This is a genomic window from Providencia sp. PROV252 (assembly GCF_033676005.1).
GTDB lineage: Bacteria > Pseudomonadota > Gammaproteobacteria > Enterobacterales > Enterobacteriaceae > Providencia > Providencia vermicola.
In genome coordinates this window covers 2,705,790-2,730,250 of record NZ_CP096294.1, presented here as the reverse complement: position 1 = coordinate 2,730,250, position 24,461 = coordinate 2,705,790, and the positions used below count along the sequence as shown (strand labels likewise).

General features: G+C 42.0%; 19 protein-coding genes. 14 read left to right on the top strand and 5 right to left on the bottom strand.

The window, feature by feature from the left end; genetic code table 11:
• Nucleotides 1-57: 57 nt before the first annotated feature.
• Both M1F05_RS12595 and M1F05_RS12590 read right to left on the bottom strand, forming a co-directional pair.
• Complete coding sequence (locus M1F05_RS12595; RefSeq protein ID WP_318825852.1) at nucleotides 58-4,725, bottom strand: sel1 repeat family protein; 4,668 nt, start codon at nucleotides 4,723-4,725, stop codon at nucleotides 58-60.
• Between the two features lie 364 nt (nucleotides 4,726-5,089).
• Entirely contained in the window at nucleotides 5,090-6,010 is a 921-nt protein-coding gene (locus M1F05_RS12590; protein ID WP_206082383.1) for a DMT family transporter, read from the bottom strand.
• 101 nt (nucleotides 6,011-6,111) lie between these two features.
• On the opposite strand from M1F05_RS12590, the gene M1F05_RS12585 reads away from it, so the two are divergent.
• From M1F05_RS12585 to M1F05_RS12530, 12 genes are all read left to right on the top strand, one after another.
• A complete protein-coding gene (locus M1F05_RS12585; protein WP_206082382.1) occupies nucleotides 6,112-6,933 on the top strand; it encodes a helix-turn-helix transcriptional regulator in 822 nt (273 codons plus the stop codon).
• A gap of 78 nt (nucleotides 6,934-7,011) precedes the next feature.
• The gene (gene pdxB, locus M1F05_RS12580) at nucleotides 7,012-8,148 is read left to right on the top strand and encodes a 4-phosphoerythronate dehydrogenase PdxB (RefSeq protein WP_206082381.1); all 1,137 of its coding nucleotides are present in this window, start codon (nucleotides 7,012-7,014) and stop codon (nucleotides 8,146-8,148) included.
• Nucleotides 8,149-8,227: 79 nt separating this feature from the next.
• Nucleotides 8,228-9,238, top strand: a complete 1,011-nt coding sequence (locus M1F05_RS12575) for an aspartate-semialdehyde dehydrogenase (RefSeq protein WP_206082380.1) — start codon at nucleotides 8,228-8,230, stop codon at nucleotides 9,236-9,238.
• Nucleotides 9,238-10,053 (top strand): tRNA pseudouridine(38-40) synthase TruA, encoded by an 816-nt coding sequence (gene truA / locus M1F05_RS12570; protein ID WP_206082379.1) that lies wholly within the window; start codon nucleotides 9,238-9,240, stop codon nucleotides 10,051-10,053. Before M1F05_RS12575 ends, truA begins: the two co-directional genes overlap by 1 nt.
• 65 nt (nucleotides 10,054-10,118) lie before the next feature.
• Nucleotides 10,119-10,805 (top strand): DedA family protein, encoded by a 687-nt coding sequence (locus M1F05_RS12565; protein ID WP_206082378.1) that lies wholly within the window; start codon nucleotides 10,119-10,121, stop codon nucleotides 10,803-10,805.
• Nucleotides 10,806-10,909: 104 nt separating this feature from the next.
• A complete protein-coding gene (gene accD / locus M1F05_RS12560) occupies nucleotides 10,910-11,881 on the top strand; it encodes an acetyl-CoA carboxylase, carboxyltransferase subunit beta (RefSeq protein ID WP_206082377.1) in 972 nt (323 codons plus the stop codon).
• Nucleotides 11,871-13,160: a bifunctional tetrahydrofolate synthase/dihydrofolate synthase gene (gene folC, locus M1F05_RS12555; protein ID WP_206082376.1), complete on the top strand. Its 1,290-nt coding sequence runs from the start codon at nucleotides 11,871-11,873 to the stop codon at nucleotides 13,158-13,160. The genes accD and folC overlap by 11 nt, the downstream gene beginning before the upstream one ends.
• A 5-nt stretch (nucleotides 13,161-13,165) precedes the next feature.
• On the top strand, nucleotides 13,166-13,801 hold the full coding sequence (gene dedD, locus M1F05_RS12550; RefSeq protein ID WP_206082375.1) for a cell division protein DedD: 636 nt from the start codon (nucleotides 13,166-13,168) through the stop codon (nucleotides 13,799-13,801).
• A 178-nt stretch (nucleotides 13,802-13,979) separates the two neighbouring features.
• Nucleotides 13,980-14,483 (top strand): colicin V production protein, encoded by a 504-nt coding sequence (gene cvpA / locus M1F05_RS12545; protein ID WP_206082374.1) that lies wholly within the window; start codon nucleotides 13,980-13,982, stop codon nucleotides 14,481-14,483.
• Nucleotides 14,484-14,497: 14 nt separating this feature from the next.
• Nucleotides 14,498-16,015, top strand: a complete 1,518-nt coding sequence (purF, locus tag M1F05_RS12540; protein WP_206082373.1) for an amidophosphoribosyltransferase — start codon at nucleotides 14,498-14,500, stop codon at nucleotides 16,013-16,015.
• Between the two features lie 258 nt (nucleotides 16,016-16,273).
• Nucleotides 16,274-17,098 (top strand): YwqG family protein, encoded by an 825-nt coding sequence (locus M1F05_RS12535; protein ID WP_206082372.1) that lies wholly within the window; start codon nucleotides 16,274-16,276, stop codon nucleotides 17,096-17,098.
• 1,138 nt (nucleotides 17,099-18,236) lie between these two features.
• A complete protein-coding gene (locus M1F05_RS12530) occupies nucleotides 18,237-18,809 on the top strand; it encodes a UbiX family flavin prenyltransferase (RefSeq protein ID WP_206082371.1) in 573 nt (190 codons plus the stop codon).
• A gap of 13 nt (nucleotides 18,810-18,822) precedes the next feature.
• On the opposite strand, the gene M1F05_RS12525 is transcribed toward M1F05_RS12530, so the two are convergent.
• The 3 genes from M1F05_RS12525 to M1F05_RS12515 form a co-directional block, all read right to left on the bottom strand.
• Nucleotides 18,823-19,674 (bottom strand): hypothetical protein, encoded by an 852-nt coding sequence (locus M1F05_RS12525; protein WP_206082370.1) that lies wholly within the window; start codon nucleotides 19,672-19,674, stop codon nucleotides 18,823-18,825.
• Nucleotides 19,675-19,719: 45 nt separating this feature from the next.
• Nucleotides 19,720-20,352, bottom strand: a complete 633-nt coding sequence (locus tag M1F05_RS12520) for a hypothetical protein (protein ID WP_206082369.1) — start codon at nucleotides 20,350-20,352, stop codon at nucleotides 19,720-19,722.
• A gap of 215 nt (nucleotides 20,353-20,567) precedes the next feature.
• Nucleotides 20,568-21,476: a TIGR01777 family oxidoreductase gene (locus M1F05_RS12515; RefSeq protein WP_206082368.1), complete on the bottom strand. Its 909-nt coding sequence runs from the start codon at nucleotides 21,474-21,476 to the stop codon at nucleotides 20,568-20,570.
• 954 nt (nucleotides 21,477-22,430) lie between these two features.
• Here M1F05_RS12515 and yfcD point away from each other — a divergent pair.
• Together yfcD and M1F05_RS12505 are read left to right on the top strand one after the other, a co-directional pair.
• On the top strand, nucleotides 22,431-22,973 hold the full coding sequence (yfcD, locus tag M1F05_RS12510) for an NUDIX hydrolase YfcD (RefSeq protein ID WP_206082367.1): 543 nt from the start codon (nucleotides 22,431-22,433) through the stop codon (nucleotides 22,971-22,973).
• A 236-nt stretch (nucleotides 22,974-23,209) separates the two neighbouring features.
• Nucleotides 23,210-24,445: a M24 family metallopeptidase gene (locus tag M1F05_RS12505; protein ID WP_206082366.1), complete on the top strand. Its 1,236-nt coding sequence runs from the start codon at nucleotides 23,210-23,212 to the stop codon at nucleotides 24,443-24,445.
• Nucleotides 24,446-24,461: the final 16 nt, after the last annotated feature.

Here is a 24,461-nt window from a genome sequence, read left to right as displayed (position 1 = left end):
ATCGGTTTTTCCGCAGTTTGAAGGGCGCTATTGATTGAGCGCCCTTATTTTTATCATCTATTTTTTCAGTGCACTAAAATCCCATTTTTTTAAGGCATTGATGGAGTCTTTATCTTGGTATTTAGCCCCTAATTCAAGGTAGTCGTGGGCTTTTTGCAGATCTTCTTTACTTTTGCTACCAACCCAGCCGTTATAGTACATATAGGCAAGTTTGTATTTTGCCATGGCATGGTGGGCACCTTGCTCTAAATTGGTCATATCGTAGTATTTGGCTGCTCGGTCGTAATCTTTTGGCATACCTTGCCCAAAGTACAGCATATCTCCCGCTAGGTGCGCAGTATTACTGTCATTTTGCTGGGCGCCTAAATCAAAATAATACAGGGCTTTTACGAAGTCCTTTTCTATTCCGCGCTCATTGTCTTTGCGATAGAGATTGCCAAGAATATTGTAGGCTCTAGGGTAACCATTTTTTCCTGCAAGCTCATAATAGTAAATCATTTTTTGCGTATCTTCGGGAACCATTTCACCTCGGGCATAGTTGATCCCTAAGGAGAACGCGGCCATTTTGTCGCCTGCTTCTGCTTTAACCCGCTTAGCTTCAATCTCCTTTGCAAAACGGCCATATTTTTGGAAGTCTTGCTCTTCTTTAAAGCGTTTATCAACATTTTGTTTATCTTCTGCTGACAGTTTATTCATCAACTCAATATTGTCAGTATCTTTTTCCAATCTTAAGGCGATGTAATACGCTTGTTTTGCATCATTTTTACGGGTATAGGCATCATAAAGACTACCAAGGGCGTATTTATCATGGTATTTCAAGGATATTTCAAACCATTCAATGGCTTTATCAAGATCTTGCTCAACATCACATTCCCCCTTAAGGTAGAGGTCACCCATGGCACGAGACAAATCTTCAGGTTCTTGAATAAAGGTTCTATCGGTGTTTTTTTCGAACTTGCCTTTTTCTAACCACTCTTTCAGATAGGCACCTGCCTTATCCATGTCAGTATTACGACTATTGGAACAGTAGCGCCCAGGAGAGTTAATTTCATAGAGCATTTTGATTGCGCCCATATCGCCTTTTTTATAGGCTTGCTCCAGATATTCTAAGGCTTTTTGTGGATCACTACTGGCGTAATAGGAATACAAACGTTTGAGAGCATCAGGGCGGTTTTGGGCTTCACTTTCAAGTAAAGAAAAGTATTTTTTATCATCTTTGCTGCGATTTAGATCATTTTTTTCACTGCGGATACCGTTTTGGTACAAATTTGCTAAGGAATTGAACGCCTGTTTTGAAAGCGCCTCATCAGTCGATTTCATCCCTTCCTGCAAGTATTGGATCGCAGCGTTGTATTCGTCAGACTCTAAGGTGATGCTGCTATCGTACAAGTAATCGCCTGCAAGTTGCACCTTAGAGAACAGATCGCCTTTCGCGGTGCCATCAAGGTAGTTTTGGCGTTTGGCTTGGCTATTTTCTGTCACTTTATCCAGTGATGGATAAACGGCGAGGTTACCGCCAGCAATGGCTTTTTTGTACCAAAGCTGCGCAGCAGGGGCGTGACCGCGGGATTTATACCAATCCCCTAATTTTTCAGCCGCCGCTGCATCACCATTTTGTGCAGGTACCACGGTGGTATCATACAGTTTTGTGTATTCTTCAACACGGCTTGGGTTGGAATGTTTCCTCAGATAAACAATGGCTTCATCCCAATTGGGTTCAACAACTAGCGTTTTCTTATCTGCGGAGAGTTCGCCCAAATACAGCATTTCACTGTAGAGGATTATTGCGTTATCGTTATTGTCGTCACTGGCCATTTTCAAGTATTTCATGGCTTGCTGGCGGTCTTCTTTCACTCCATTACCATATAAATAGGCGCGGCCCACTTTGTATTTTGCAACTGCACTTTCATTTAGCGTTTGCATGCCAATATCAAAGTCATCCATATACTTGATGTATTGATTGCCCCAACTACCTGCTTTTAGGTAGTATTCTCGGGCTTTTTGACGATCAACATCAACTAATTGGCTGCCATTTAAATATTGGTGTGCCAGTTCACGGGTATAGTTTTTGCTACCAAGGGCAGCTAATTGGTCGTAATAACCAATAATTTTGCTTTTGTTTGCACGTTGAAGTTCTTCATTTTCATTATAATAATCAATTAACTCTTCAAGTGCTGTTTTATTATTCAGCTTGGCGCTTTTCTCTAGGTATTCTTGCCATTTTTGCTTATCGACCTTCTGCCCATAATTACCGAATTTATAGGCATTGGCGAGGGTGCGAATGGCATCAGAGTCATTGTTTTTTGCATTCGCCTGAATGGTAATAAACGAGGCTCTCGCTTTTTCAATTTCTCTTTTGCGTGATTTTAAAAAGCTGAAATCAGGGTCGGATATTTTGTTGTAATATTCCATGGCGAGATCATAGTTAGCATCTTCCCCATAATTGCCTTTTTGGTAAATTTCACCCAACTCATATAAACAGCGGTTGCTGCCTAATGCTGCACAGCGCTTATACTGCGGAACGAGGTCATTAGACGTTAACCCAGAGATGGCTTGGAAGCGGTCTTTATAATAGGCTTTATCATTGATGTAATTCACGCCATCAAGGTTTTGTGCAATATATAAAATCGCGGAGGTACTTCCTAAATCTGCGGCTTTTAAAATAGTGTCATAATAAGGCTTGAGTTCGTCATTCGTTAGGGCACTTACATTTTTTAAGTTTGTAAGTTGCGTAATACCATACTGATAAGTGATATCTGCGTCTGTACCAATCAGTGGCTCAATTAATTTTTGTGCTTCAGTATTTTTCTCATTGGCCGCTAATCTAACCAGTATGGCCTTCGTATCTCTGCGGTTTAAGCCTGTTTTAAATAAAACATCATAGGCGGTGGCGAGTTCTTCGGGGGTTAACTCTGATTTGGCTCGAGGCGAGTCTAATAAATCGACAAGTATATTGGCGATGGTATTGGTTTCAGTGGGTTGATATTTGAGCAGGGCAGCAGCGTAATAGACACGGCCGTTATAGTCGTATTTGCTTGCTTTCTCATACAGTTCAAAGGCTAATTTTTTATTGTTTTCTGCATCTTGGCGTAGTAAATAGTCTGCATAATAATGGGCTAATGCGTCATTATCGCGTTCAATAACGTCTTTTTTTAAGATATCAACAATCGTTTTTTCATCCACAAATGCTTTAATGTCATAACGATAGTATAAATGAACTAACATGCGTTCTGCGGTGGATGGGTAGCCCCGTGAATCTAAGTTATCTTTCAGTATTTGTGTGGCTTTTTCGAGGTTTTTTTCTGTTCCAAAGCCATTAATATAGCCGCGAGCAAGTTGCATTTGTGTTTCATAACTTGGCTGAATGCGGTTTGCTTTTTCTGTCGCCTCAAAAGATTTTTCTGGGGAATATAATACACTGCCTTTAGTACCATAAACTTGGCTGGCAAGAATTTGTGCCTTTGCTGAGTTTGGGTACTTCTTCATTAATTCTGGCAGATATTTTGCCACGGTTTCATTGAGTTTTTTAGTGGGAAAATTATAGTCAGAAATGGCGCGTTGGGTGATGGTTATAAGCGCTTCTTGGTGCCCCAAATCCGCCGCTGAGATTAAGTATTTATTGGCTAAAGCGTCATTCCGTTCAACTGAATTGAAAATAGTACCTGAATAAGCACGATAAGCTTCATACATCGCGTCTGGATATTGTTGGTCCGCAGCCTCAGTTAGCGCTTTAATTTTGCTATTGTCTGCAAGGTAACTGAGGTACAGTGCCTTAGGTTTCTTTTGTTGTATTAGAGGGCGCAAATACGCCATTGCGCGTAATTCACTGCGTTTGACGTCTTCTCCCACACTGTATTTGTGATATAACGTGTAAATAGCGTATTCTTCGCCTTTACTGGCTCGTTCTTCAAGGTTGGCAATAATTTGTTGTTTTTCTTCAGCAGTTTGCGAACCATACAATGATAAAGGTGCTGGCTCCCTGTCATTGCTTTGGGAAAGATAATCGAACGTAGAGGAGTATGACATGCGTTCGTATTTTTTGGCTAACGCAGGGTTTGGTGCGATCCCATCGCCACCTTGTTCATAAATCGTGGCCAGCAACATGGCAGGGAATGGAAAATCTTTGCTAGCTAGCGGTGTTAAGATTTCAACTGCCTTTTTATTGTCCTTGTCAAATTGATGGGCGATATAACCCAGTGCAAATTTTGATATTTTGGAGCCTTGCTCAGCGGCTAATGTAAAGTAGTGGCGCGCTAGCTTGATGTCTTGGGGAATTTCGTCGTATCTATCCTCCATGTACACACTGCCCACTAACTCTTGTGCTTCTATTACACCTAAATCAGCTGCTTTTGTGAGGGAAACGAGACCGCTTCTATCGTTTGGGGTATCATCCATCTCACGGTTATAACGGTAATAACCTAGGTTATAGAGTGCATTTTTATTATTAGCTTCAGCGGCTTTGATCAAATAACGCTGCGCCGCTTCATCATCAGGCTCAATACCAATTCCATCTTTATACATCATGGCTAAGGCATAGGCAGATTGAGGATCTTTATCGGCATTTTTTTGAAATTGCTCAACAGCGGCTTTAGTATCACCTTGTTGATATAAGTCATACCCAGCTTGAGCTGGGTTGGATTGGCTTGATGCATTGATAAAATAAATGCCACCTGCGATAGCAATTATTATCAATACAAACAATACCATCTTAAACTGTTTAGTCATGGTTTTTCCTTGTCATGGCTTATCAGGTTATTTGCCACGCTCCTGTGTTCAATGGGCACTCTGAGTTAATACTACTAAAGAGGTATTTAATTTGGCTTAAGTCTAATTGCTTATGAAGAAGTTTCAATCGGATTTTGTCTACAATGGGCAATAAGATGGTTTTGAGATTACCAATGGTAGGAAAATAATGAATAACTGAGTGATTTTAAAATGTCACAAAGCATTAATGTTGATAAAAAAGAGACGAAAAAAGTAAAAAAGAGAGAGAAATATAGGGATTCTTTTGTGAGGGACTTTCAAACATAGCCCCACAATGTGGGGCATATGAGTGACGACATTGCTTTATTGCTTTTGTAATTCTATTCTACTGACAAGTATCCTTTTGAACCACCTTTTTTTCACGGCGGAACATGTGTGTGAGTGGAGTACGTAGTTGCTGCGCTAACATGACACCCAGTAATACGACGCCTCCGCCGATTAAATGATAGCTTTTTAGCTCTTCACCTAAGGCGAAAATAGCGATAATTGCAGTGAATACAGGCGCGAGATTCATAAATATAGATGTGGTATTTGCGCCTAAACGCATCACCCCTTGGATCCATAAAGCTGGAGCAATAATGGAGGCGGCAATCCCTGCAAACATGACTAACCCAATATTGTGACTATTCAGTGCTACGTCATCGGCCATTAAGAAGTTTGGTAACAGTAAAATCACCCCAAAGAAAATTTGCACATAGAGTGAGTCCCAACTAGAGAGCTGAATTGCCCAACGTTTTGTCAGCACGCCATAGAGTGCATAAGCCGCAGAGGCAACAATCATCATTAACTCGCCTTGGCCTAACCCGTGGGATAGCAACGTACTTGGATTGCCTTGACTGACTAGCCACAATAAACCAAACAGCGACAAAGCCGAACCCAGAACGATACCGACTGTTGGGATTACGCGCAGTACAAAAATACTGATGATTACTGTAAGTAATGGAATTAATGAGTTCATTATTCCCATAAATGTTGCACTAACACTGTGGGCGGCATAATAGGCTAAGCTTTGGTATAGCATCATCCCGAGCGCCCCTAAAATGGCCAATTGCCACCAATGTTTCATCACTACTTTGTGGTGGCGCAGTACTGAGCGCAGAACAAAGGGGGTCATAACGACTAATGCAAGTGCCCAACGGTAAAAGGAAATCGCTGCGGGGTCAATGGCAGTGGACGCTGCTTTGTTCACAATGGCATTGATTGACCACAATAAAACCGCAATTAGCGGAAAAAGCAAATTCTTCATTAAAACATTCTCCCATATCGAATGTGATCCAGTATACATCTGACCGATTTTTTAGATATACTGATAATCAGACAATCGATAACGCTTTTCAGACAGGTATCATGGGAAATTCAAAATTAGATATTTGGCACATTAGTGAATGCAATATAATTGAGCCTGAACTTATTGCATTTCGTCACGAACAAACCGCTGCACTCACTGAGTACAAATCACACTCACATCCATTTGGGCAGATGCTGTATGTCGTGTGCGGTATTATGGAAATGGAAGTGGCTGGCAAGCACTACTTGGCACCGCCTGAATTTTGTATTTGGATCCCCGCGAATATTCCCCATGCTAGCTTTAATAAAGAAAGTGTCAAATTTCGCATCGTGGATTTCTCGCATGAATATAATGATGTATTAGCTCAGCGTCCGTGCGTGGTTCGTTTAAGTACGATATTTCAATCTATTATGACGGATATGTACCAGCGGGGTGTTGTTCAACCCGAAACAGAACAAGATTTGCGCCTTGCCCATGTTTTGATTGACCAATTCTCCCTCTCCCCATGCCAAGACACTTATTTACCTGCCACCAAGGACAAATTTTTAGCCCCGATTTTGCAAGAGCTGCAAAACGACCCCTCAGATAACACGACACTGGCCCAATGGGCAAAACGTTCTTATACCTCAGAGCGTACGCTATCAAGGCGCTGCCAACAAGAGCTCGGTATGTCGTTTAGTGAATGGCGGCAACGTTTACGTTATTTACATGCGGTTGCAGGCTTGGAAAGAGGAAAAAGTGTGCATGAAGTGGCGTTGGATGTGGGATATAGTTCGGCATCTGCATTTATTGCGATGTTCCAACAAATTTCAGGGGTGACACCTGACCGGTTCCGTGTGAAAGAATTTGCGATGGATGATAACTTTGGTCTGGAGCGCTAACTCTCGTAGGCATCTAGATTAAACCGTGGCAAAATATTGTGATACAGAGATAAATTGTCAATCATTGGGACATACCGCGTGAAAATTTTAGTTGATGAAAATATGCCTTACGCTCAGGCACTGTTTAGTGAGCTAGGTGACGTTAAGGCCGTACCAGGACGCCCGATCCCTGAACAAGAACTCATTGATGCAGATGCATTAATGGTTCGCTCCATCACCAAAGTCAATGAATCACTTTTGAATAAGACACCTGTTAAATTTGTCGGTACCGCAACTGCAGGATTTGACCATGTGGATACGGCATGGTTGTCCACTGCCAATATTGGTTTTTCTTCTGCACCAGGGTGTAATGCCATTGCTGTGGTGGAATATGTGATTTCGTCTTTATTACTGCTTGCACAGCGCGATAACTTTGATTTACGGGATAAAACCGTTGGGATCGTGGGCGTCGGTAATGTGGGTGGTCGTTTAGCCACGCGCTTGAACGCATGGGGTGTGAAAACCGTGTTATGCGATCCACCACGCGCAGCAAAAGGCGAAGAAGGGCCATTTGTGGCTTTTGATGAGTTGCTTACTCAGGCCGATGTGCTGACTTTCCATACACCACTGAATATGGCAGGGGAAGACCAAACCTTCCATTTGATGGACAAAACCCGCTTAGAGAACTTGCGTGAAGGGACTATTTTAATCAATGCTAGCCGTGGTGAGGTCGTTGATAATCAAGCGTTACTCGCAGTACTTCAACAAGGAAAAAAAATCAGTGTCGTACTGGATGTTTGGGAGCCAGAGCCTGATTTGAATACCGACTTACTCCATTTAGTCGATATCGGTACGCCACATATTGCAGGTTATACCTTAGAAGGGAAAGCGCGTGGAACGACACAAGTTTATGAAGCTTATTGCCAATTTCTCGGTAAATCGGCGCACGTTTCCCTCTCATCGCTACTGCCAAAACCTGATATTAGCGAATTAGCTCTTAATGGTAAATTAACGCAAAACCAGCTCAAAAGGTTAGTGCATCTAGTGTATGATGTGCGCCGTGATGATGCAGCACTTAGAGCTGTTGCTGGTATCAAAGGTGAATTTGATAAATTGCGCAAAAATTACCAAGAACGCCGTGAGTGGTCATCCCTGAATGTGATTTGTGATGACCCGCAAACAGCCACTTTACTCACTGAGCTCGGTTTTAAGGCGAACTTAATTCACCAATCATAGATTTCAGTAAGATGAACATCTGATTAAATGACTTCAATTATTGAGGTCATTTAATTTTTTATTTTTTAGAGGAATAGCCATGACTGAAGGTTGGAATATTGCAGTATTGGGTGCAACCGGTGCTGTGGGTGAAGCAATAATTTCACTGTTACAAGAAAGAGAATTCCCAGTCGGCGAGCTGTATTTACTGGCCAGTGAACGCAGTGCGGGGGAGAGCGTACGTGTTAATGGTAAAAGTATTCAAGTAAACGATGCCAAAGACTTCGATTGGTCACAAGCCCAAATGGCTTTCTTCGCGGCAGGCGAAGCGGCAACGCTGCAATACGCAGAGTCCGCGGCACAAGATGGCTGCATTGTGATTGATACCAGCGGTGTGTTTGCTCAAGAACCTGATGTGCCATTAATTGTACCTGCCGTGAACCCGCAAGTATTAGCGGATTACCGTAATCGCAATATTATTTCGTTAGCAGATAGCGCAGTTAGCCAATTATTGACAGCAATTAAACCGTTAGTGGATGCCGCGGGTTTAGGCCGTATCACATTAACCAATATGCTATCAGTTTCAAGCTACGGTAAAGCGGCGGTAGATGAACTGGCAGGGCAAAGCGCACGTTTATTGAATGGTATTCCAGCGGAAGAAGGGCGCTTTAGTAAGCAATTAGCCTTTAATATGCTGCCGCTATTGGCGGATATGGAAGGCAGTGTCATACATGAGCGCCGCTTAGTTGAACAGGTGCGTAAAGTGTTGCAGGACGATGGCTTACCTGTTGCAGTCAGTTTTATCCAATCCCCTGTTTTTTATGGTAATGCACAAGTTGTCCATTTAGAAACGCTGCGCCCGATTAGCGCTGAAGAAGCGAACGATGAATTTGAACGTTTTGATGATATTCAGGTCTCAGAAGAGGGTGATTATCCAACACAAGTGACAGATGCGTCTGGTAACGACCTGCTCAGTATTGGCTGTGTGCGCAATGACTACGGGATCCCCGAGATTTTACAGTTTTGGTCAGTCGCGGACAACGTGCGTTTCGGTGGTGCATTAATGGCAGTTGAAACAGCGGAAAAACTCGCTCAGGAGCTGTTTTACTGATGTCCGAGTCAACAAAGTTGCATCGTATCGCGTTAGGTATTGAATACAACGGCAGTCGGTATTTTGGTTGGCAACGCCAGCAAGAAGTGAAAAGTGTACAAGGTTGTCTCGAGGAAGCCTTGTCGAAAATCGCCGCAGAGCCGATTGGCGTGTTTTGTGCGGGTCGAACAGACGCAGGTGTTCACGCAACAGGGCAAGTTGTGCATTTCGAAACGTCAGTTGAGCGTAAAGAAGCCGCTTGGACGATGGGTGTTAACACGCATTTACCGCCAGATATTGCGGTACGTTGGTGCCAACCTGTGGGTGATGAGTTCCATGCGCGTTTTAGTGCAACGGCGCGTCGTTATCGCTACGTGATTTTTAATCACCGCTATCGGCCTGCCATCTTATCCAATGGCGTGACGCATTTTCATTATCCACTGGATGAAAAACGGATGCACAAAGCGGCACAAGCACTGATAGGCGAGCGTGATTTCACGTCATTCAGAGCAGTCCAGTGTCAGTCTAGAACACCTTGGCGTAATGTTATGCACGTCAATGTGAGCCGCCACGGCAATTATGTGGTGGTGGATATTAAAGCCAATGCGTTTGTACATCATATGGTGAGAAACATTGTTGGTAGTTTGTTGGAGATTGGCTGTGGCAATCAAGACATTGATTGGATGGCTCATCTTCTTGAATTAAAAGACCGAACTAAAGCTGCCGCCACGGCAAAAGCGGAAGGGCTTTATTTGGTCAGTGTGGATTATCCAGAGAAATTTGCGCTCCCCAGTCATGTCATGGGGCCTCTTTTTCTCGAAGATGAACTGATGTAAATCGACGCTAACTTTATCTCATAATTACTGCAAATAGCACGGATGCTATTATTAATGAGGATTATATGGAATTTATCAGTTTTATTATCGACTTTATTTTACATATTGATGTGCACCTCGCTGAACTGGTCAGAGATTATGGCACGTGGGTATATGGTATTCTGTTCCTGATCCTATTTTGTGAAACAGGGTTAGTGGTCACACCATTTTTGCCAGGAGATTCGTTATTATTTGTTGCGGGCGCTATTTCGTCCTTGGACAGTAATGAACTCAACGTACATTTGATGGTGGCGTTAATGATTACCGCAGCAATTATTGGCGATGCGGTAAACTATACGATTGGGCGTATTTTTGGTGAAAGATTATTTAAAAATCCGGATTCAAAGATTTTTCGTCGTGTTTATTTAGATAAAACCCATGCGTTTTATGAAAAGCACGGTGGCAAGGCAATTATACTGGCGCGTTTCGTGCCGATAGTCAGAACTTTTGCACCTTTCGTTGCAGGAATGGGCAAAATGTCTTATCGTCACTTTGCATTTTATAATGTGACGGGCGCATTTATTTGGGTATTATTATTCACTTATGCAGGGTATTTCTTCGGTGAATTACCGTTCGTACAAAAGAATTTGAAATTACTGATAGTCGCGATTATCTTTGTTTCAATTCTGCCGGGGGTGGTTGAAATTATTCGTCATCGTCGGATTGCTGCAAAAGAAAAGCGTGCGGCAGCGCAAAAAATCGATAACCACTAAGTGGTTTAAAAAGTTTTTATCTACAGTGAGATATCATTGTGGTTTAATGGCAAAAAATTACATACTGGTGATAACCAGAGTGAAACAGACAAAAAGGTCCATTAATGAGCTGGATTGAAAAAATTTTAAAGAAAGGTAACTTGACCCAATCACACAAAGCCAACATCCCTGAAGGGGTTTGGACTAAATGCGATAGCTGTGGACAAGTTTTATACGGTGCTGAGTTAGAACGCAATTTATCTGTGTGTCCAAAATGTGACCACCATATGCGTATCCATGCCCGTCAGCGCTTAGAAACTTTCCTTGATGAAAATTCTACGACAGAACTCGGTAGCGAACTTGAGCCAAAAGATATTCTCAAGTTTAAGGATTCCAAAAAATATAAAGACCGCATTACAGCAGCGCAGAAAGAAACGGGTGAAAAAGATGCGATGGTCGTGATGAAAGGTACATTGAAAGGGATGCCTGTTGTTGCCGCTGCGTTTGAATTCTCTTTTATGGGCGGTTCAATGGCCTCCGTCGTCGGAGCACGTTTTGTCCGTGCGGTAGAACAAGCGTTGGAAGATAATTGCCCACTCGTGTGTTTCTCATCAAGTGGTGGCGCGCGTATGCAAGAAGCGTTGTTATCGTTGATGCAAATGGCGAAAACCAGTGCCGCTTTAGCAAAAATGCAAGAGCGCGGTTTACCATACATTTCAGTGCTAACTGACCCAACCATGGGTGGTGTTTCAGCAAGTTTAGCGATGCTGGGTGATATCAACGTGGCAGAACCTAAAGCGCTGATCGGCTTCGCAGGCCCTCGTGTTATCGAACAAACCGTGCGTGAAAAGTTACCACAAGGTTTCCAGCGTAGTGAATTCTTACTGGAAAAAGGCGCCATTGATATGATCGTGCGACGCCCTGAAATGCGTGATCGCCTGGCTGAAATTTTGGCGATGTTAACGAATAAGCCAAGTTTTAATGAAACGCCAATCATTGTGGCAGAAACAGTAGAAATCGACCTGAATGCTATTGATGAGATCAGTGCCGAAGAACCAGAAAAGGATTCTGCAAAGCATAAAAAAGATGATGAGTAATCTAATCATTCCTACAGCCAAGTCTCCTTTGGAGGCTTGGCTTTCTTATCTCACTGACCTGCATAGTCAAAACATTGACATGGGGTTGGAACGAGTCGGCCAAGTTGCTCGGCACATGAATCTGACGCAACCAGCTCCTCGCGTTATTACCGTCACAGGTACCAACGGAAAAGGCACCACTTGCCATACGCTAGAATCAATTTTGATAGCAGCGGGGCTAAAAGTGGGGGTTTACAGCTCGCCACATTTGGTGCGCTACACTGAACGTGTACGTATTCAAGGGCAGGAGCTTTCCGAGTCTGATTTCTGTGAGGCTTTCGCGACCATTGAAGCACAACGTAAAAATATTTCTCTTACGTACTTTGAATATGGCACATTGGCTGCACTACAATTATTTAAGCAAGCTCATTTAGATATCGTTATCTTAGAAGTGGGCTTAGGTGGGCGTTTAGATGCGACCAATGTGGTGGATGCAGACATCGCTGCGATTACCAGTATTGCTCTCGACCACACGGATTGGCTGGGGTCTGATCGTGAACATATCGGTCATGAAAAAGCAGGTATTTTCCGCCAAGGACATTATGGTGTGGTGGGTGAACCCGATATGCCAGAGTCGATTGGAAAATATGCAGACAACATTGGCACCCATTTATTCCGTCGTGGTGTAGATTGGCAATACAGCGAACAAGCAACGAGTTGGTCTTGGCAGAGCTCACAACGTGAATGGCATGATCTTCCATTACCGAATGTGCCACTGGCGAATGCGGCAACGGCATTAGGCGTAATTAGCTGTTTACTGCAAATTGATGCAGATATTGCAAAAAAAGTCACGGATGCTGCCATTTATCAAGGTTTAAAATCAGCTCAATTGCCAGGACGTTTCCAAATTATTGGTGAGAAACCATTAATGATTTTGGATGTGGCACATAATCCTCATGCTGCAGGGTATTTAGTGAGTAAATTAGCTGGCTTACCTGCGGTTGATGGCCGTCGCATTCGTGCGGTTGTTGGGATGCTCGGTGATAAAGACATTCAAGGCACGCTTGAGTGTTTATCGCAGCAGGTGACTGACTGGTATCTCGCACCATTAACTGAGTTTCGAGGGGCTGATGTGGCTCAATTGAGCCAGCATGTACAGCAAGCTAATGTGTTTGATTGTGTTGAAAAAGCATGGCAGCAAGCTTGTGTTGAGGCGCAAGAACAAGACGTGATTGTAGTTTGTGGGTCATTCCACACAGTCGCTCATGTCATGATGTTATTAGAAAACCAAAAAGGATAGTGCTGGTGGCTAGTAAATTTCAAAATCGTCTTGCTGGCGTCATTGTACTGGTTGCGGCAGGGGTCATCGTGCTTCCTGCACTTCTTGATGGCGATAAGAAATATAATGAAAGTGAATTTGCGGCCATTCCTATTATTCCAAAGCCAGGTGATGAAGAAGATATCGAAGCAATTGCACCGTTAGCACATAATAGCGCGAGCGCCTCTTCGGAAGGGGCTTCTGAAGCTATGTTATCAGAAGCAATTACCCAGCAGCAAAATGAACAAGTCGCGGCAAACGTCCCAGCGACAGTTGAGCCAATAAAACCAGAGCCTAAGCCAGAACCCAAGCCAGAACCCAAGCCTGAGCCAAAACCACAGCCGAAGCCTGAACCAAAACCCGAGGTTAAACCTGAGCCGCAAGGCAAAGCATTTGTTGTTCAAGTCATTGCTCTAAACAATGCCAGCAAGGTTGAGGAGATTGTTGCGAAGCTGCGGTTATCGGGTTACCAAGTGTATACCGTTCCAGCAAGACCGGTGAACAATAAACTCACGCGTATTTATGTCGGGCCAGAGGCATCACGGCAGAAGCTAGAAGCCGCGCTTCCTGAACTTAACGCGATAACAGGAACAAAAGGGATAATTCAAACATTCAAACCCTAATAAATAGAATCAATAATCCCTAAAAGGTAAGGGGATTTAGTAACTTACTGCGGCGATTATGATTTTTTCTTTTCGCCGCTATTTTTTGTAAATTGATAGAAAAATGGTTACGCAAACGTTTTCGTTTTCTGTTAGAATGCACTTCGCTGATGTCGTGAGTGCGAATTTTGGATGAAATATGGTCTGGATAGATTACGCAATTATCGCCATTATTGGCTTCTCGGCACTGGTTAGTTTGATCCGTGGTTTTGTTCGTGAAGCACTATCACTGGTGACATGGGGCTGTGCTTTTTTTGTCGCAAGTACATTTTACCCTTATTTAGCGGACTATTTTACCCGCTTTGAGGACGTACTGGTGCGAAATGGCATTGCAATCGCCGCATTATTCATTGCCACATTAATTGTGGGTGCGGTGGTGAACTATGTGATCAGCTCTTTAGTGCAAAAAACTGGGTTATCAGGCACAGATCGTGTTCTGGGGATTTGCTTCGGTGCGCTGCGTGGTGTGTTGATTGTATCGGCCTTGCTGTTTTTTCTCGATACCTTTACACCGCTTCCTCAAAGTGAGGATTGGCAGCGTTCAGAATTTATTCCACAGTTCAGTCATATTATCAGGTGGTTTTTTGACTACCTGCAAAATGCGTCAAGTTTCCTACCGGAGAACATTTCTCCGTCTGGCTGATGAGGAAAGACCAAATGTGCGGTATTGTCGGGATCGCTGGTGTTACACCAGTTAACCAATCAATTTATGATGCTTTAACAGTGCTTCAGCACCGTGGGCAGGATGCAGCAGGTATTGCCACTATTGATGGCAAAAATAATATTCGTTTACGTAAAGCAAATGGCCTTGTGAAAGATGTGTTTGAAACTCGCCATATGCTTCGGTTACAAGGTTGTATGGGATTAGGGCATGTCCGTTATCCAACAGCAGGCAGCTCAAGTGCCTCGGAAGCACAGCCTTTTTACGTAAATTCACCATTTGGTATCACACTTGCTCATAATGGTAATCTGACAAACGCACACGAACTTACGCGAAGTTTGTTTGAAACTGCACGTCGCCATGTTAATACGACCTCGGATTCTGAGATTTTACTCAATGTGCTGGCGTATGAATTAGACAGATTTGACCATTTCCCCCTTGAACCCGATAACGTCTTCAGTGCAGTGGCTGCGATGCACAAAAAACTGCGTGGTGCTTACGCATGTGTCGCTCTGATTATTGGCCATGGTATGTTAGCATTCCGTGATCCACACGGTATTCGTCCGTTAGTGTTAGGACGCCGTATTACAGAGAGTGGTGAACATGAGTATATGGTCGCTTCTGAAAGTGTTGCGCTCGATACATTAGGTTTTGAATTTTTACGTGATGTGGCACCTGGTGAAGCGGTATATGTCACTGAAAAAGGTCAATTATTCACACGCCAATGTTCTGACAACCCTCAATTGACGCCATGTATTTTTGAATACGTCTATTTTGCTCGCCAAGATTCATTCATCGACAAAGTATCGGTCTATAACGCAAGGTTGCGTATGGGTCAAAAGCTCGGTGCAAAAATTGCGCGTGAGTGGGAAGACTTAAATATCGATGTCGTTATCCCGATTCCAGAAACGTCTTGCGATATTGCGTTAGAAATCGCCCATATATTAAATAAACCGTATCGCCAAGGTTTTGTGAAAAATCGTTATGTTGGCCGTACGTTTATCATGCCGGGTCAGCAAGAGCGGCGTAAATCTGTTCGCCGTAAACTGAATGCCAACCGTGCTGAGTTTCGTGACAAAAACGTGTTACTAATTGACGATTCCATTGTTCGTGGCACAACCTCAGAGCAAATTGTTGAACTAGCGCGCGAAGCTGGCGCAAAGAATGTCTATTTCGCCTCTGCGGCGCCTGAAGTTCGCTTCCCGAACGTCTATGGTATTGATATGCCAAATGCGAACGAGTTGATTGCTCATGGTCGTGAAGTGGATGAAATTCGCAAATTAATTGGTGCTGATGGGTTAATCTTCCAAGATTTATCAGACTTAGTTGATGCTGTTCGTGAAGAAAATCCAGAAATTACTGAGTTTGAATGTTCCGTATTTGATGGGATTTATGTTACCAAAGACATTGACCAAGGTTATTTAGATTATTTGGAAAATTTGCGAAAAGACGACGAGCTGAAGTTAAAAGATAAGAGTGAAGTCGAGGATTTGGAAATTTATAACGAAGGCTAAAATCTTCGTTCATAGTTTGAGTGACAGCGTTGTTGGCATCATTTAGCTAACAAGTACATACTTTTGTATGCGCTTTGGGATAGTTTCTTTGCCACTAGGCTGTTACTCAAACTCGTTAGAACATTGACTCCACATAGGCTTACGTTATTTTTTCTATCATTGCTTTAAATAAACGAATAAGTTGCAGTTATATCTGATTTAAAATTCGAAAAAATCAAGTAGGCTAGAAAGAAATTAACAACCTATTTGGAGCTAAGTATGGCTGATTTCGATTCTCTTCCTGATGTCATAAAACCCTTCATAGATAAAATCAAAGCAACGAAAAAAAACCTTGTTGAAATGACCTTAACACCGATAGAAGAATATGTGTGGTGGGAAAGTCGTGTGGGTGGAATGCCGTACTTACCTCTGAACGAACCTTACCCCATCGATAGCGAGGGAATTCCGTTAAAATTGCTCGCACAAATCAACTTTGCACAAATGCCTAAATTGGCAAACTACCCAGAAAAAGGACTGTTACAGTTTTTTATCGGCGGTGATGATTTATATGGGGCTAATTTCGAAGACCGCCAAAAACAAGCGGACTTTAGGATTATCTACCGTGAAAATATTATTGAAGATACAGCGAAATTAACCCAAGACTTTTCCGCCGTTATTGCAGCGCACTCAGATGACTATTACACGCCCGTTGACCAAACCTGTGCTATCGAGTATACGCCGACAGAGCAATATATCAGTATCGATGATTTTCAATTCGGGCAAAAAATATTGGGCGTTGATAACCTCTATGACTACGAAGACCAGTTTGAAGGCGAAGATTTTTATGATGACTGGGTTGAACCATACAGTGATGCCTTTGCGTCAGGTGCGCATTGTATTGGTGGCTATCCATTCTTTACGCAATCAGATCCAAGAGAGTACGAAGAAGATATTCAGCAATATGAGTTGCTCCTACAAATAAACAGCGACTATGAAGTCGGGATCCTGTGGGGAGACATTGGTGTAGGGAATTTCTTTATTCATCCCGAAGATTTGAAGAAAAGGGATTTTAGCAGGGTGGTGTATAACTGGGATTGTGGCTGATCTCCCTAAAATCCTCGTCATCTTTTAGGCTGTCGCGGTGTTGGCTGCGCTCAGCCACCCAAGTCACATACTACTGTATGCTCCTTGGGATGACTTCTCTTGCCGCCTAGCGACAACCTAAAATCTTTAGAGGATGAGATTGGTGCCTTTAGGCTGTTGCGGTGTTGGCTGCGCTCAGCCACCCAAGTCACATACTACTGTATGCTCCTTGGGATGACTTCTCTTGCCGCCTAGCGACAACCTAAAATCTTTAGAGGATGAGATTGGTGCCTTTAGGCTGTTGCGGTGTTGGCTGCGCTCAGCCACCCAAGTCACATACTACTGTATGCTCCTTGGGATGACATCTCTTGCCGCCTAGCGACAACCTAAAATCTTTAGAGGATGAGATTGGTGCCTTTAGGCTACCTCGGTGTTGGCTGCGCTCAGCCACCCAAGTCACATACTACTGTATGCTCCTTGGGATGACTTCTCTTGCCGCCTAGCGACAACCTAAAATCTTTAGAGGATGAGATTGGTGCCTTTAGGCTACCTCGGTGTTGGCTGCGCTCAGCCACCCAAGTCACATACTACTGTATGCTCCTTGGGATGACATCTCTTGCCGCCTAGCGACAACCTAAAATCTTTAGAGGATGAGATTGGTGCCTTTAGGCTGTCGCGGTGTTGGCTGCGCTCAGTCACCCAAGTCACATACTACTGTATGCTCCTTAGGATGACATCTCTTGCCGCCTAGCGACAACCTAAAATCTTTAGAGGATGAGATTGGTGTGTTTAGGCTGTCGCGGTGTTGGCTGCGCTCAGCCACCCAAGTCACATACTACTGTATGCTCCTTGGGATGACTTCTCTTGCCGCCTAGCGACAACCTAAAATCTTTAGAGGATGAGATTGGTGCCTTTAGGCTGTCGCGGTGTTGGCTGCGCTCAGTCACCCAAGTCACATACTACTGTATGCTCCTTGGGATGACTTCTCTTGCCGCTAAGCTGTTGTTCAAGCTATTTAGAGAATTGTTTTCGTCAGTGTGTTTTTATCAGTATTGGTGGCAACCTGACATCCTCAGAATGTTGATTATTCGGTTAGGGCAAACAACGGCGCGTAATATAGTATATAATCTTTAAAAATTACCGTGGATTGGGCAGAGAAATGAAAAAACTGATAATTGGGTTAACTGGAGCAAGTGGGGCGATATATGGCGTCAGATTGCTTGAGGTACTAAAACCCGTTACACAGGTTGAAACCCATTTGGTGATGAGTGCGGCTGCCCGCCAAACATTAGCGCTGGAAACACAATACAGCGTGAAAGACGTACAGCAACTTGCTGATTTTAATTACGATAGCCGCGATATTGCAGCGGCCATTTCGTCAGGCTCCTTTCGTACTGCCGGCATGGTGATTATGCCCTGTACCATGAAAACCCTTTCAGGTATTGTTCACAGCTATACCGATACCTTAGTGACAAGGGCGGCAGATGTGGTACTCAAAGAAGGGAAAAAATTAGTCCTCGGGGTACGTGAAACACCATTGCATGTTGGGCATTTGAAGTTGATGGTACAAGCAGCTGAAATGGGAGCTGTGATTATGCCACCCATGCCAGCGTTTTATCATCAACCTCAATCCATTCAAGATATTGTCAATCAAACGGTTAACCGTGTACTCGACCAATTTGATATTGAACTTGAACAGGATTTATTTCATCGCTGGCAAGGGGCCAAATAAATTAAGATAGTATTTACACTTGGTTATTAAGTGTCCTTGTGCCAAACATAAAGCTAGGGTCAGTATTAGGGTTAAAATTACCCATAGAAATATCAGGTGCCACAGGATAAATATTGCCTCTTTTATCAATAAAAATGTCCTCATCCGTTTTTTTCAATAGTGCCAGGTTACTTTGTATAACCTGATGAAGGATGGGGGTAACAATGTTCGATGAGTAGATGTTTTTTTGCTTCTTATTATTTGATTGAGTGTAATGAAATGCTAATGTCACAAGATGGCTTTTCTTGTCAAAATTACGATGAACAATGCGATAAGTTTTGTTTTTTGGTATCAAGTTTTTGAATGATTTTCTTTTAAATTTTACCTCAAAGTTATCTAATGCAAGCAATTTGTTTATTTTTAAATTACTATCAAAAACTTTTTTTTTATTATGATTATTTGAAATTGGGTTTATCCTATTAAGTTTAACAAATGAAATTTGATAATTAGAATCGCTATCTTTTATAAATTTATATGTCTCATGTTCATCCATAAAGTTTTTTAGAAAAAAAGTGAGCTCATCGACGTTATGAAATTGATAAATGCCTTCATTGGGGTCAAAGAATTGATAGATTTCACTTTTATTGCTTTTCTTGATATTAATTGCGCAAGCATGATTGGGGCTTAAAAATATATAATTTTGATTGTCATCTTTGCATTCTCTAATTGCATCCATAAAATCATTTAATTTTGTTATTTCTTCATATTCATCTTGTATTTTTATACTGGGAGTTAAGTTTTGTTGGCTGTTTGTATCTAGCCAGCTTTTTTCTATTTTTTCGCTTGTGGAAATTAGCATTAAATCTAATAGGCTATTAATTCTCATTTGATGTGTTTTTTTGTTAATGGCTGATTCAATAATACCATATGCTTATTTTTGTGTGTCAGTATCTGGACTTGAAATTTCACTTGAATTCAATGAATATATTTTTTTTGTACATTTGATATTGTCAGAAATTAATGGTGCTATCGTAATTTTAAACATTCTATATTCCTTATCTACACACCATTTAATGTTTTCATCTAAGGCTAGTTCTATTAATTTCAAAAGACTTTTTTCTTTAAAGATAGGTGAGGATAATGGAATGTGTAGTGATAAATTATAATTATTTGTTGAATTGTATCGTAATTTTTGTATATCAAATATCTCTTTGAGAAGTTGATTTCCTTGTTTAATGATATGTTTTTTTTCTGTGTATTTTTTATAATCTGAAACGGATGCCATCGCCAAATCACTGCGTTTTTTTGCTATCATTGTGTCGTTAGTTTTAACATCATCGAAGTATTTATTGTAAATATTGATATAGTCTTGTTCTAAACCTTTATCACTATAGTGTAAGAATTTGACAGATGCACCATAACAAAAACCGAGGAAAGGTTCTTTTGAGTTTGTAATTTTCAAAATGTTTTCTTGGAAAAATTTAGAATTATCTTTTTGTAAAAAATTTAAAAATTTTGATTGGGTAAAGGGGATTTTATTCAATGAATTTATTTGGGTAGGCATTATGGCATCCTTAATTTATCTAATAAATAGATACCATAATGATGTTTTCTATTTGTATCTTTCAAATATCAATGATTTTGTATTTAATATATGTAGTGGATATAATTAAATATGATTCTCACAAGCATTTTCATAGGAATGCGTGGAAACCATCCCGTTATATTTATATTACGAGATGGTAGAGATATGAGGCTATTAGGAGCATTAAAAGGGGGTTAGTTTTCCTTGGGAACCAATAAGTCTTCTAATGCAATTTTTAACTCGATAAATTCGAATTCAAATCCAGCTTCTTCTAAACGTTTAGGAATCGCTTGCTGCCCACCCAATACTAAGGCTGCAGATTCGCCTAAAATGGCTTTGATCACAAAAGCGGGGGTGCGAACAAAAGAAGGGCGGTTGAGGACATCCCCTAAAATAGCCGTGAATTGGTCATTATGCACAGGATAAGGCGCTGTCATATTGAAAGGGCCTGAAAGCACAGGCGTCATGAGTAAAAAATAAATAGCATTGACCATATCGTTGATATGTATCCAAGGCATGTATTGCTTACCATGACCTATTGGCCCACCTGCACCCATTTTGAAAATAGGCAAAATTTTACCCAAGACTCCACCATTAGGGGACAATACAAGCCCTGTACGCAGTAAACACACACGTGTTTTATCGGAAGCTGCATTTTCTGCAAGCGCTTCCCAATGCTGGGCAAGTTGATGGGTAAATTCATCATGAGGTTGTTCGTCTTCAGTGACAACAATTTGGCCTTGGTCACCATAGTAGCCAACAGCAGAGCCCGATAAAAAGACAGACGGTGGCGTTTCACTAGCTATAATGAGTTCGGTCAGTCGTTGGGTGATTTTCCAACGGCTATCACAAAGGCGCTTTTTCTGCTCATCAGTCCAACGTTTTTCGGCAATGGGCTCACCAGCTAAGTTGATAACAGCATCGAAGCCGTTGAGGTTATTGATGTCGTTTAAAGATGTCCAGCATTCGACAGCTTTACAGAAATGACTGTACACTTTTTGTGGTGAACGGCTCAATATGGTGACTTTATGGTCAAGGGAGATTAACTTTTGGACTAAAGGGGTACCGATTAGCCCTGTGCCGCCTGTTATGAGTATTTTCATTGCCATCCCCGTCATATTTCAAAATCCCCGTCATATTTCAAACCGCAGCGTTGTTGACTACGCTCAGTACCTTAAGTCACATACTTGTGTATGCTCCTCATCCCCGTCATATTTCAAACCGCAGCGTTGTTGTCTGCACTCAGTTACCTTAGTCACATACTTATGTATGCTCCTAAGGATGCCTTCGTTTGACGCCTAGCTGCAATTTGAACTATTTAGGGGATGGATCCCGTGTGTTATTCAAACCGCAGCGTTGTTGTCTGCACTCAGTTACCTTAATCACATACTTATGTATGCTCCTAAGGATGCCTTCGTTTGACGCCTAGCTGCAATTTGAACTATTTAGGGGATGGATCCCGTGTGTTATTCAAACCGCAGCGTTGTTGACTATGCTCATTCGCGCTAGTCACATACTTGTGTATGCTCCTAAGGATGCCTTCGTTTGACGCCTAGCTGCAATTTGAACTATTTAGGGGATGGATCCCGTGTGTTATTCAAACCGCAGCGTTGTTGACTATGCTCATTCGCGCTAGTCACATACTTGTGTATGCTCCTAAGGATGCCTTCGTTTGACGCCTAGCTGTAATTTGAACTATTTAGGAGATGGATCCCGCGTATTATTCAAACCGCAGCGTTGTTGTCTGCACTCAGTTAGCTAACTGATATCTTGCTAAGTTCAAGTTATCGCGCTAAAACAATGTTTCCATAGGTTTTATAATTTAACTATAGCATCTGTGAGCACAAATTGTGTGATTTGATTACGTTATCTTAAAAATGCTAAAAGCTCTATGAGCATTGTGATAATAAGTACTTATTTGTGATAGCAACCAAATGCAAATTGGGCTAGGATCAACGATTAAGTGCGAGTCAAAAGCATCGTTGTATTGTCTGACATGTCGTGGCAATCAGTCTATGACATAAGCTATTTTAGCTTAATTATAAAAGGTTTACAGGATGGAACAACAAACCGAAGTCGTCGAATGGGTCGATATTGTCGATGAGGATAATAACGTTATTGCTCAGGCAACCCGCAGCCAAATGCGTGCTGAAAACTTACGGCATCGTGCGACGTATATTGTTGTGCACGATGGAATGGGGAAGATCTTAGTCCAGCGACGCACGGATATTAAAGATTTCCACCCTGGTTTTTTAGATGCCACAGCAGGTGGTGTTGTTACCCAAGGTGAAAATATTCTTGATTCAGCAAAACGTGAAGCGGAAGAGGAGCTGGGTATCGCAGGTGTACCATTTGCAGAGCATGGTCATTTTTATTTCGAGGATGAGCATTGCCGCGTGTGGGGTGGGCTATTTAGCTGTGTTAGCCATGGCCCTTTTGCACTGCAAGAGTCAGAAGTGGTTGAGGTAAGTTGGCTTACACCAAAAGAAATTAGCGCACGTTGTGATGAATTTACACCTGATTCATTAAAAGCGCTTTCTTTATGGCTCACTCGTAACAATGAGTCCGAAAAAGCCATCACTTGTGCTGAAAACTTATAATCCCCCAGTTTTAAATCGTAAAAGGGCTATTTTTTGTAGTCCTTTTCATTTTTTCACCAAAATTCAAATCTCTAGCAAGGTTAATTTTTGACTAATATATAACTATTAGTTATATCCAACTTACACCTTACACGATGTATTCATTTCAACTCTCGATATAATAAGCGAACTTATTATTTCGCTCGTCATATTGTGAATTTATTTAGCGATCAGAACGACGGATTGAGAAAACAACAATGACAATTCAAAAAACCGAGTCACTTTTAAAGCAACAACACCTTGAAAACGTAACAAATAAAGCCCGTGAAATTATGGAGCGTGATGGCATTGAAGCGCTAATTGCCACAGTTGGTGATAATTTTTATCATTTAACAGGGTTTGCAAGCTTCTTTATGTATACTTTTAGGCAGACAGGTTCTGCCATTGCCGTGATCTTCCGTGATCCCACGGTAAAATCACTGGTGATCATGAATGAGTTTGAAGCCGCGAACTTAAGCTTACAAATGCCAAATGCGCAAATTAAAACCTTTCCAATTTGGGTGGATGTTGACGACCCTTATAACCCTGATAATGGCAAAGTGGTGAAAGCAAGGCCGATCAATAGCCCAATCGAAACCATTTTTAATTTATTAAAAGACGCTTTATCTGAGGCGGGGGTGTATGGCAAACCTGTTGCGATTGAGCTTAACCAAATTACCTACACGGGTAAAAACTGGTTAGACAAAGTCATTCCAGAACTAAACTTAGTTGATTCCTCACCGCTTTTTAATGAATTACGCATGATCAAAAGTGAGTGGGAGATTAACCATCTGCGAAAATCAGCCCAAATTACTGAGGCAGGCATTGAAGCAGCTAGCCAGCTCATTCGTGTTGGCTGTACATCCGCGGAACTAACCGCGGCTTTTAAAGCGAAAGTAATGTCCTTTCCTGAAACCAATTACAGTCGTTTTCACTTAATTTCAGTAGGAAGTGATTTTTCACCTAAAATGTTGCCAGAGAATGTGCCTGCAAAAGAAGGGGACTTAATTAAGTTTGATTGTGGTGTGGATGTTGCTGGATACGGTGCAGATATTGCACGTACCTTTGTGGTAGGTAAACCCAATGAAAAGGTGAGAGCGATTTACCAAACGATATTAAAAGGCCATCAATATATGTTGAGCCGTATTGCGCCAGGAGTTGCGTTGAGTGACGTATTTAACGAAACCATGGCATTAATTCGCTCATCAGGTTTACCGCACTATAATCGTGGCCATTTAGGGCATGGTGATGGCGTGTTTGTTGGTTTAGAAGAAGCGCCTTTTGTCAGTGCTGCAACCACCGAAGTATTCCGCGCGGGGATGGTCATGAGTTTGGAAACACCTTACTACGGTATTGGTGTTGGTGGAATTATGATTGAAGACATGTTACTGATTACAGAAGAGGGTGTTGAAATGTTAAGTTATTTACCTCGTGAATTGATTTCTTTCGAATAATAAAAATAAGGATTCT

Excerpts from the sequence above, each read along its gene's own strand:
- cvpA (WP_206082374.1), top strand. The coding sequence starts at position 13,980 with ATGGTCTGGATAGATTACGCAATTATCGCCATTATTGGCTTCTCGGCA.
- M1F05_RS12520 (WP_206082369.1), bottom strand. The coding sequence starts at position 20,352 with ATGCCTACCCAAATAAATTCATTGAATAAAATCCCCTTTACCCAATCA.
- accD (WP_206082377.1), top strand. The coding sequence starts at position 10,910 with ATGAGCTGGATTGAAAAAATTTTAAAGAAAGGTAACTTGACCCAATCA.
- M1F05_RS12565 (WP_206082378.1), top strand. The coding sequence starts at position 10,119 with ATGGAATTTATCAGTTTTATTATCGACTTTATTTTACATATTGATGTG.
- yfcD (WP_206082367.1), top strand. The coding sequence starts at position 22,431 with ATGGAACAACAAACCGAAGTCGTCGAATGGGTCGATATTGTCGATGAG.
- folC (WP_206082376.1), top strand. The coding sequence starts at position 11,871 with ATGATGAGTAATCTAATCATTCCTACAGCCAAGTCTCCTTTGGAGGCT.
- M1F05_RS12530 (WP_206082371.1), top strand. The coding sequence starts at position 18,237 with ATGAAAAAACTGATAATTGGGTTAACTGGAGCAAGTGGGGCGATATAT.
- M1F05_RS12595 (WP_318825852.1), bottom strand. The coding sequence starts at position 4,725 with ATGACTAAACAGTTTAAGATGGTATTGTTTGTATTGATAATAATTGCT.
- M1F05_RS12505 (WP_206082366.1), top strand. The coding sequence starts at position 23,210 with ATGACAATTCAAAAAACCGAGTCACTTTTAAAGCAACAACACCTTGAA.
- M1F05_RS12525 (WP_206082370.1), bottom strand. The coding sequence starts at position 19,674 with ATGAGAATTAATAGCCTATTAGATTTAATGCTAATTTCCACAAGCGAA.
- M1F05_RS12590 (WP_206082383.1), bottom strand. The coding sequence starts at position 6,010 with ATGAAGAATTTGCTTTTTCCGCTAATTGCGGTTTTATTGTGGTCAATC.
- M1F05_RS12535 (WP_206082372.1), top strand. The coding sequence starts at position 16,274 with ATGGCTGATTTCGATTCTCTTCCTGATGTCATAAAACCCTTCATAGAT.
- M1F05_RS12575 (WP_206082380.1), top strand. The coding sequence starts at position 8,228 with ATGACTGAAGGTTGGAATATTGCAGTATTGGGTGCAACCGGTGCTGTG.
- M1F05_RS12515 (WP_206082368.1), bottom strand. The coding sequence starts at position 21,476 with ATGAAAATACTCATAACAGGCGGCACAGGGCTAATCGGTACCCCTTTA.
- purF (WP_206082373.1), top strand. The coding sequence starts at position 14,498 with ATGTGCGGTATTGTCGGGATCGCTGGTGTTACACCAGTTAACCAATCA.
- truA (WP_206082379.1), top strand. The coding sequence starts at position 9,238 with ATGTCCGAGTCAACAAAGTTGCATCGTATCGCGTTAGGTATTGAATAC.
- M1F05_RS12585 (WP_206082382.1), top strand. The coding sequence starts at position 6,112 with ATGGGAAATTCAAAATTAGATATTTGGCACATTAGTGAATGCAATATA.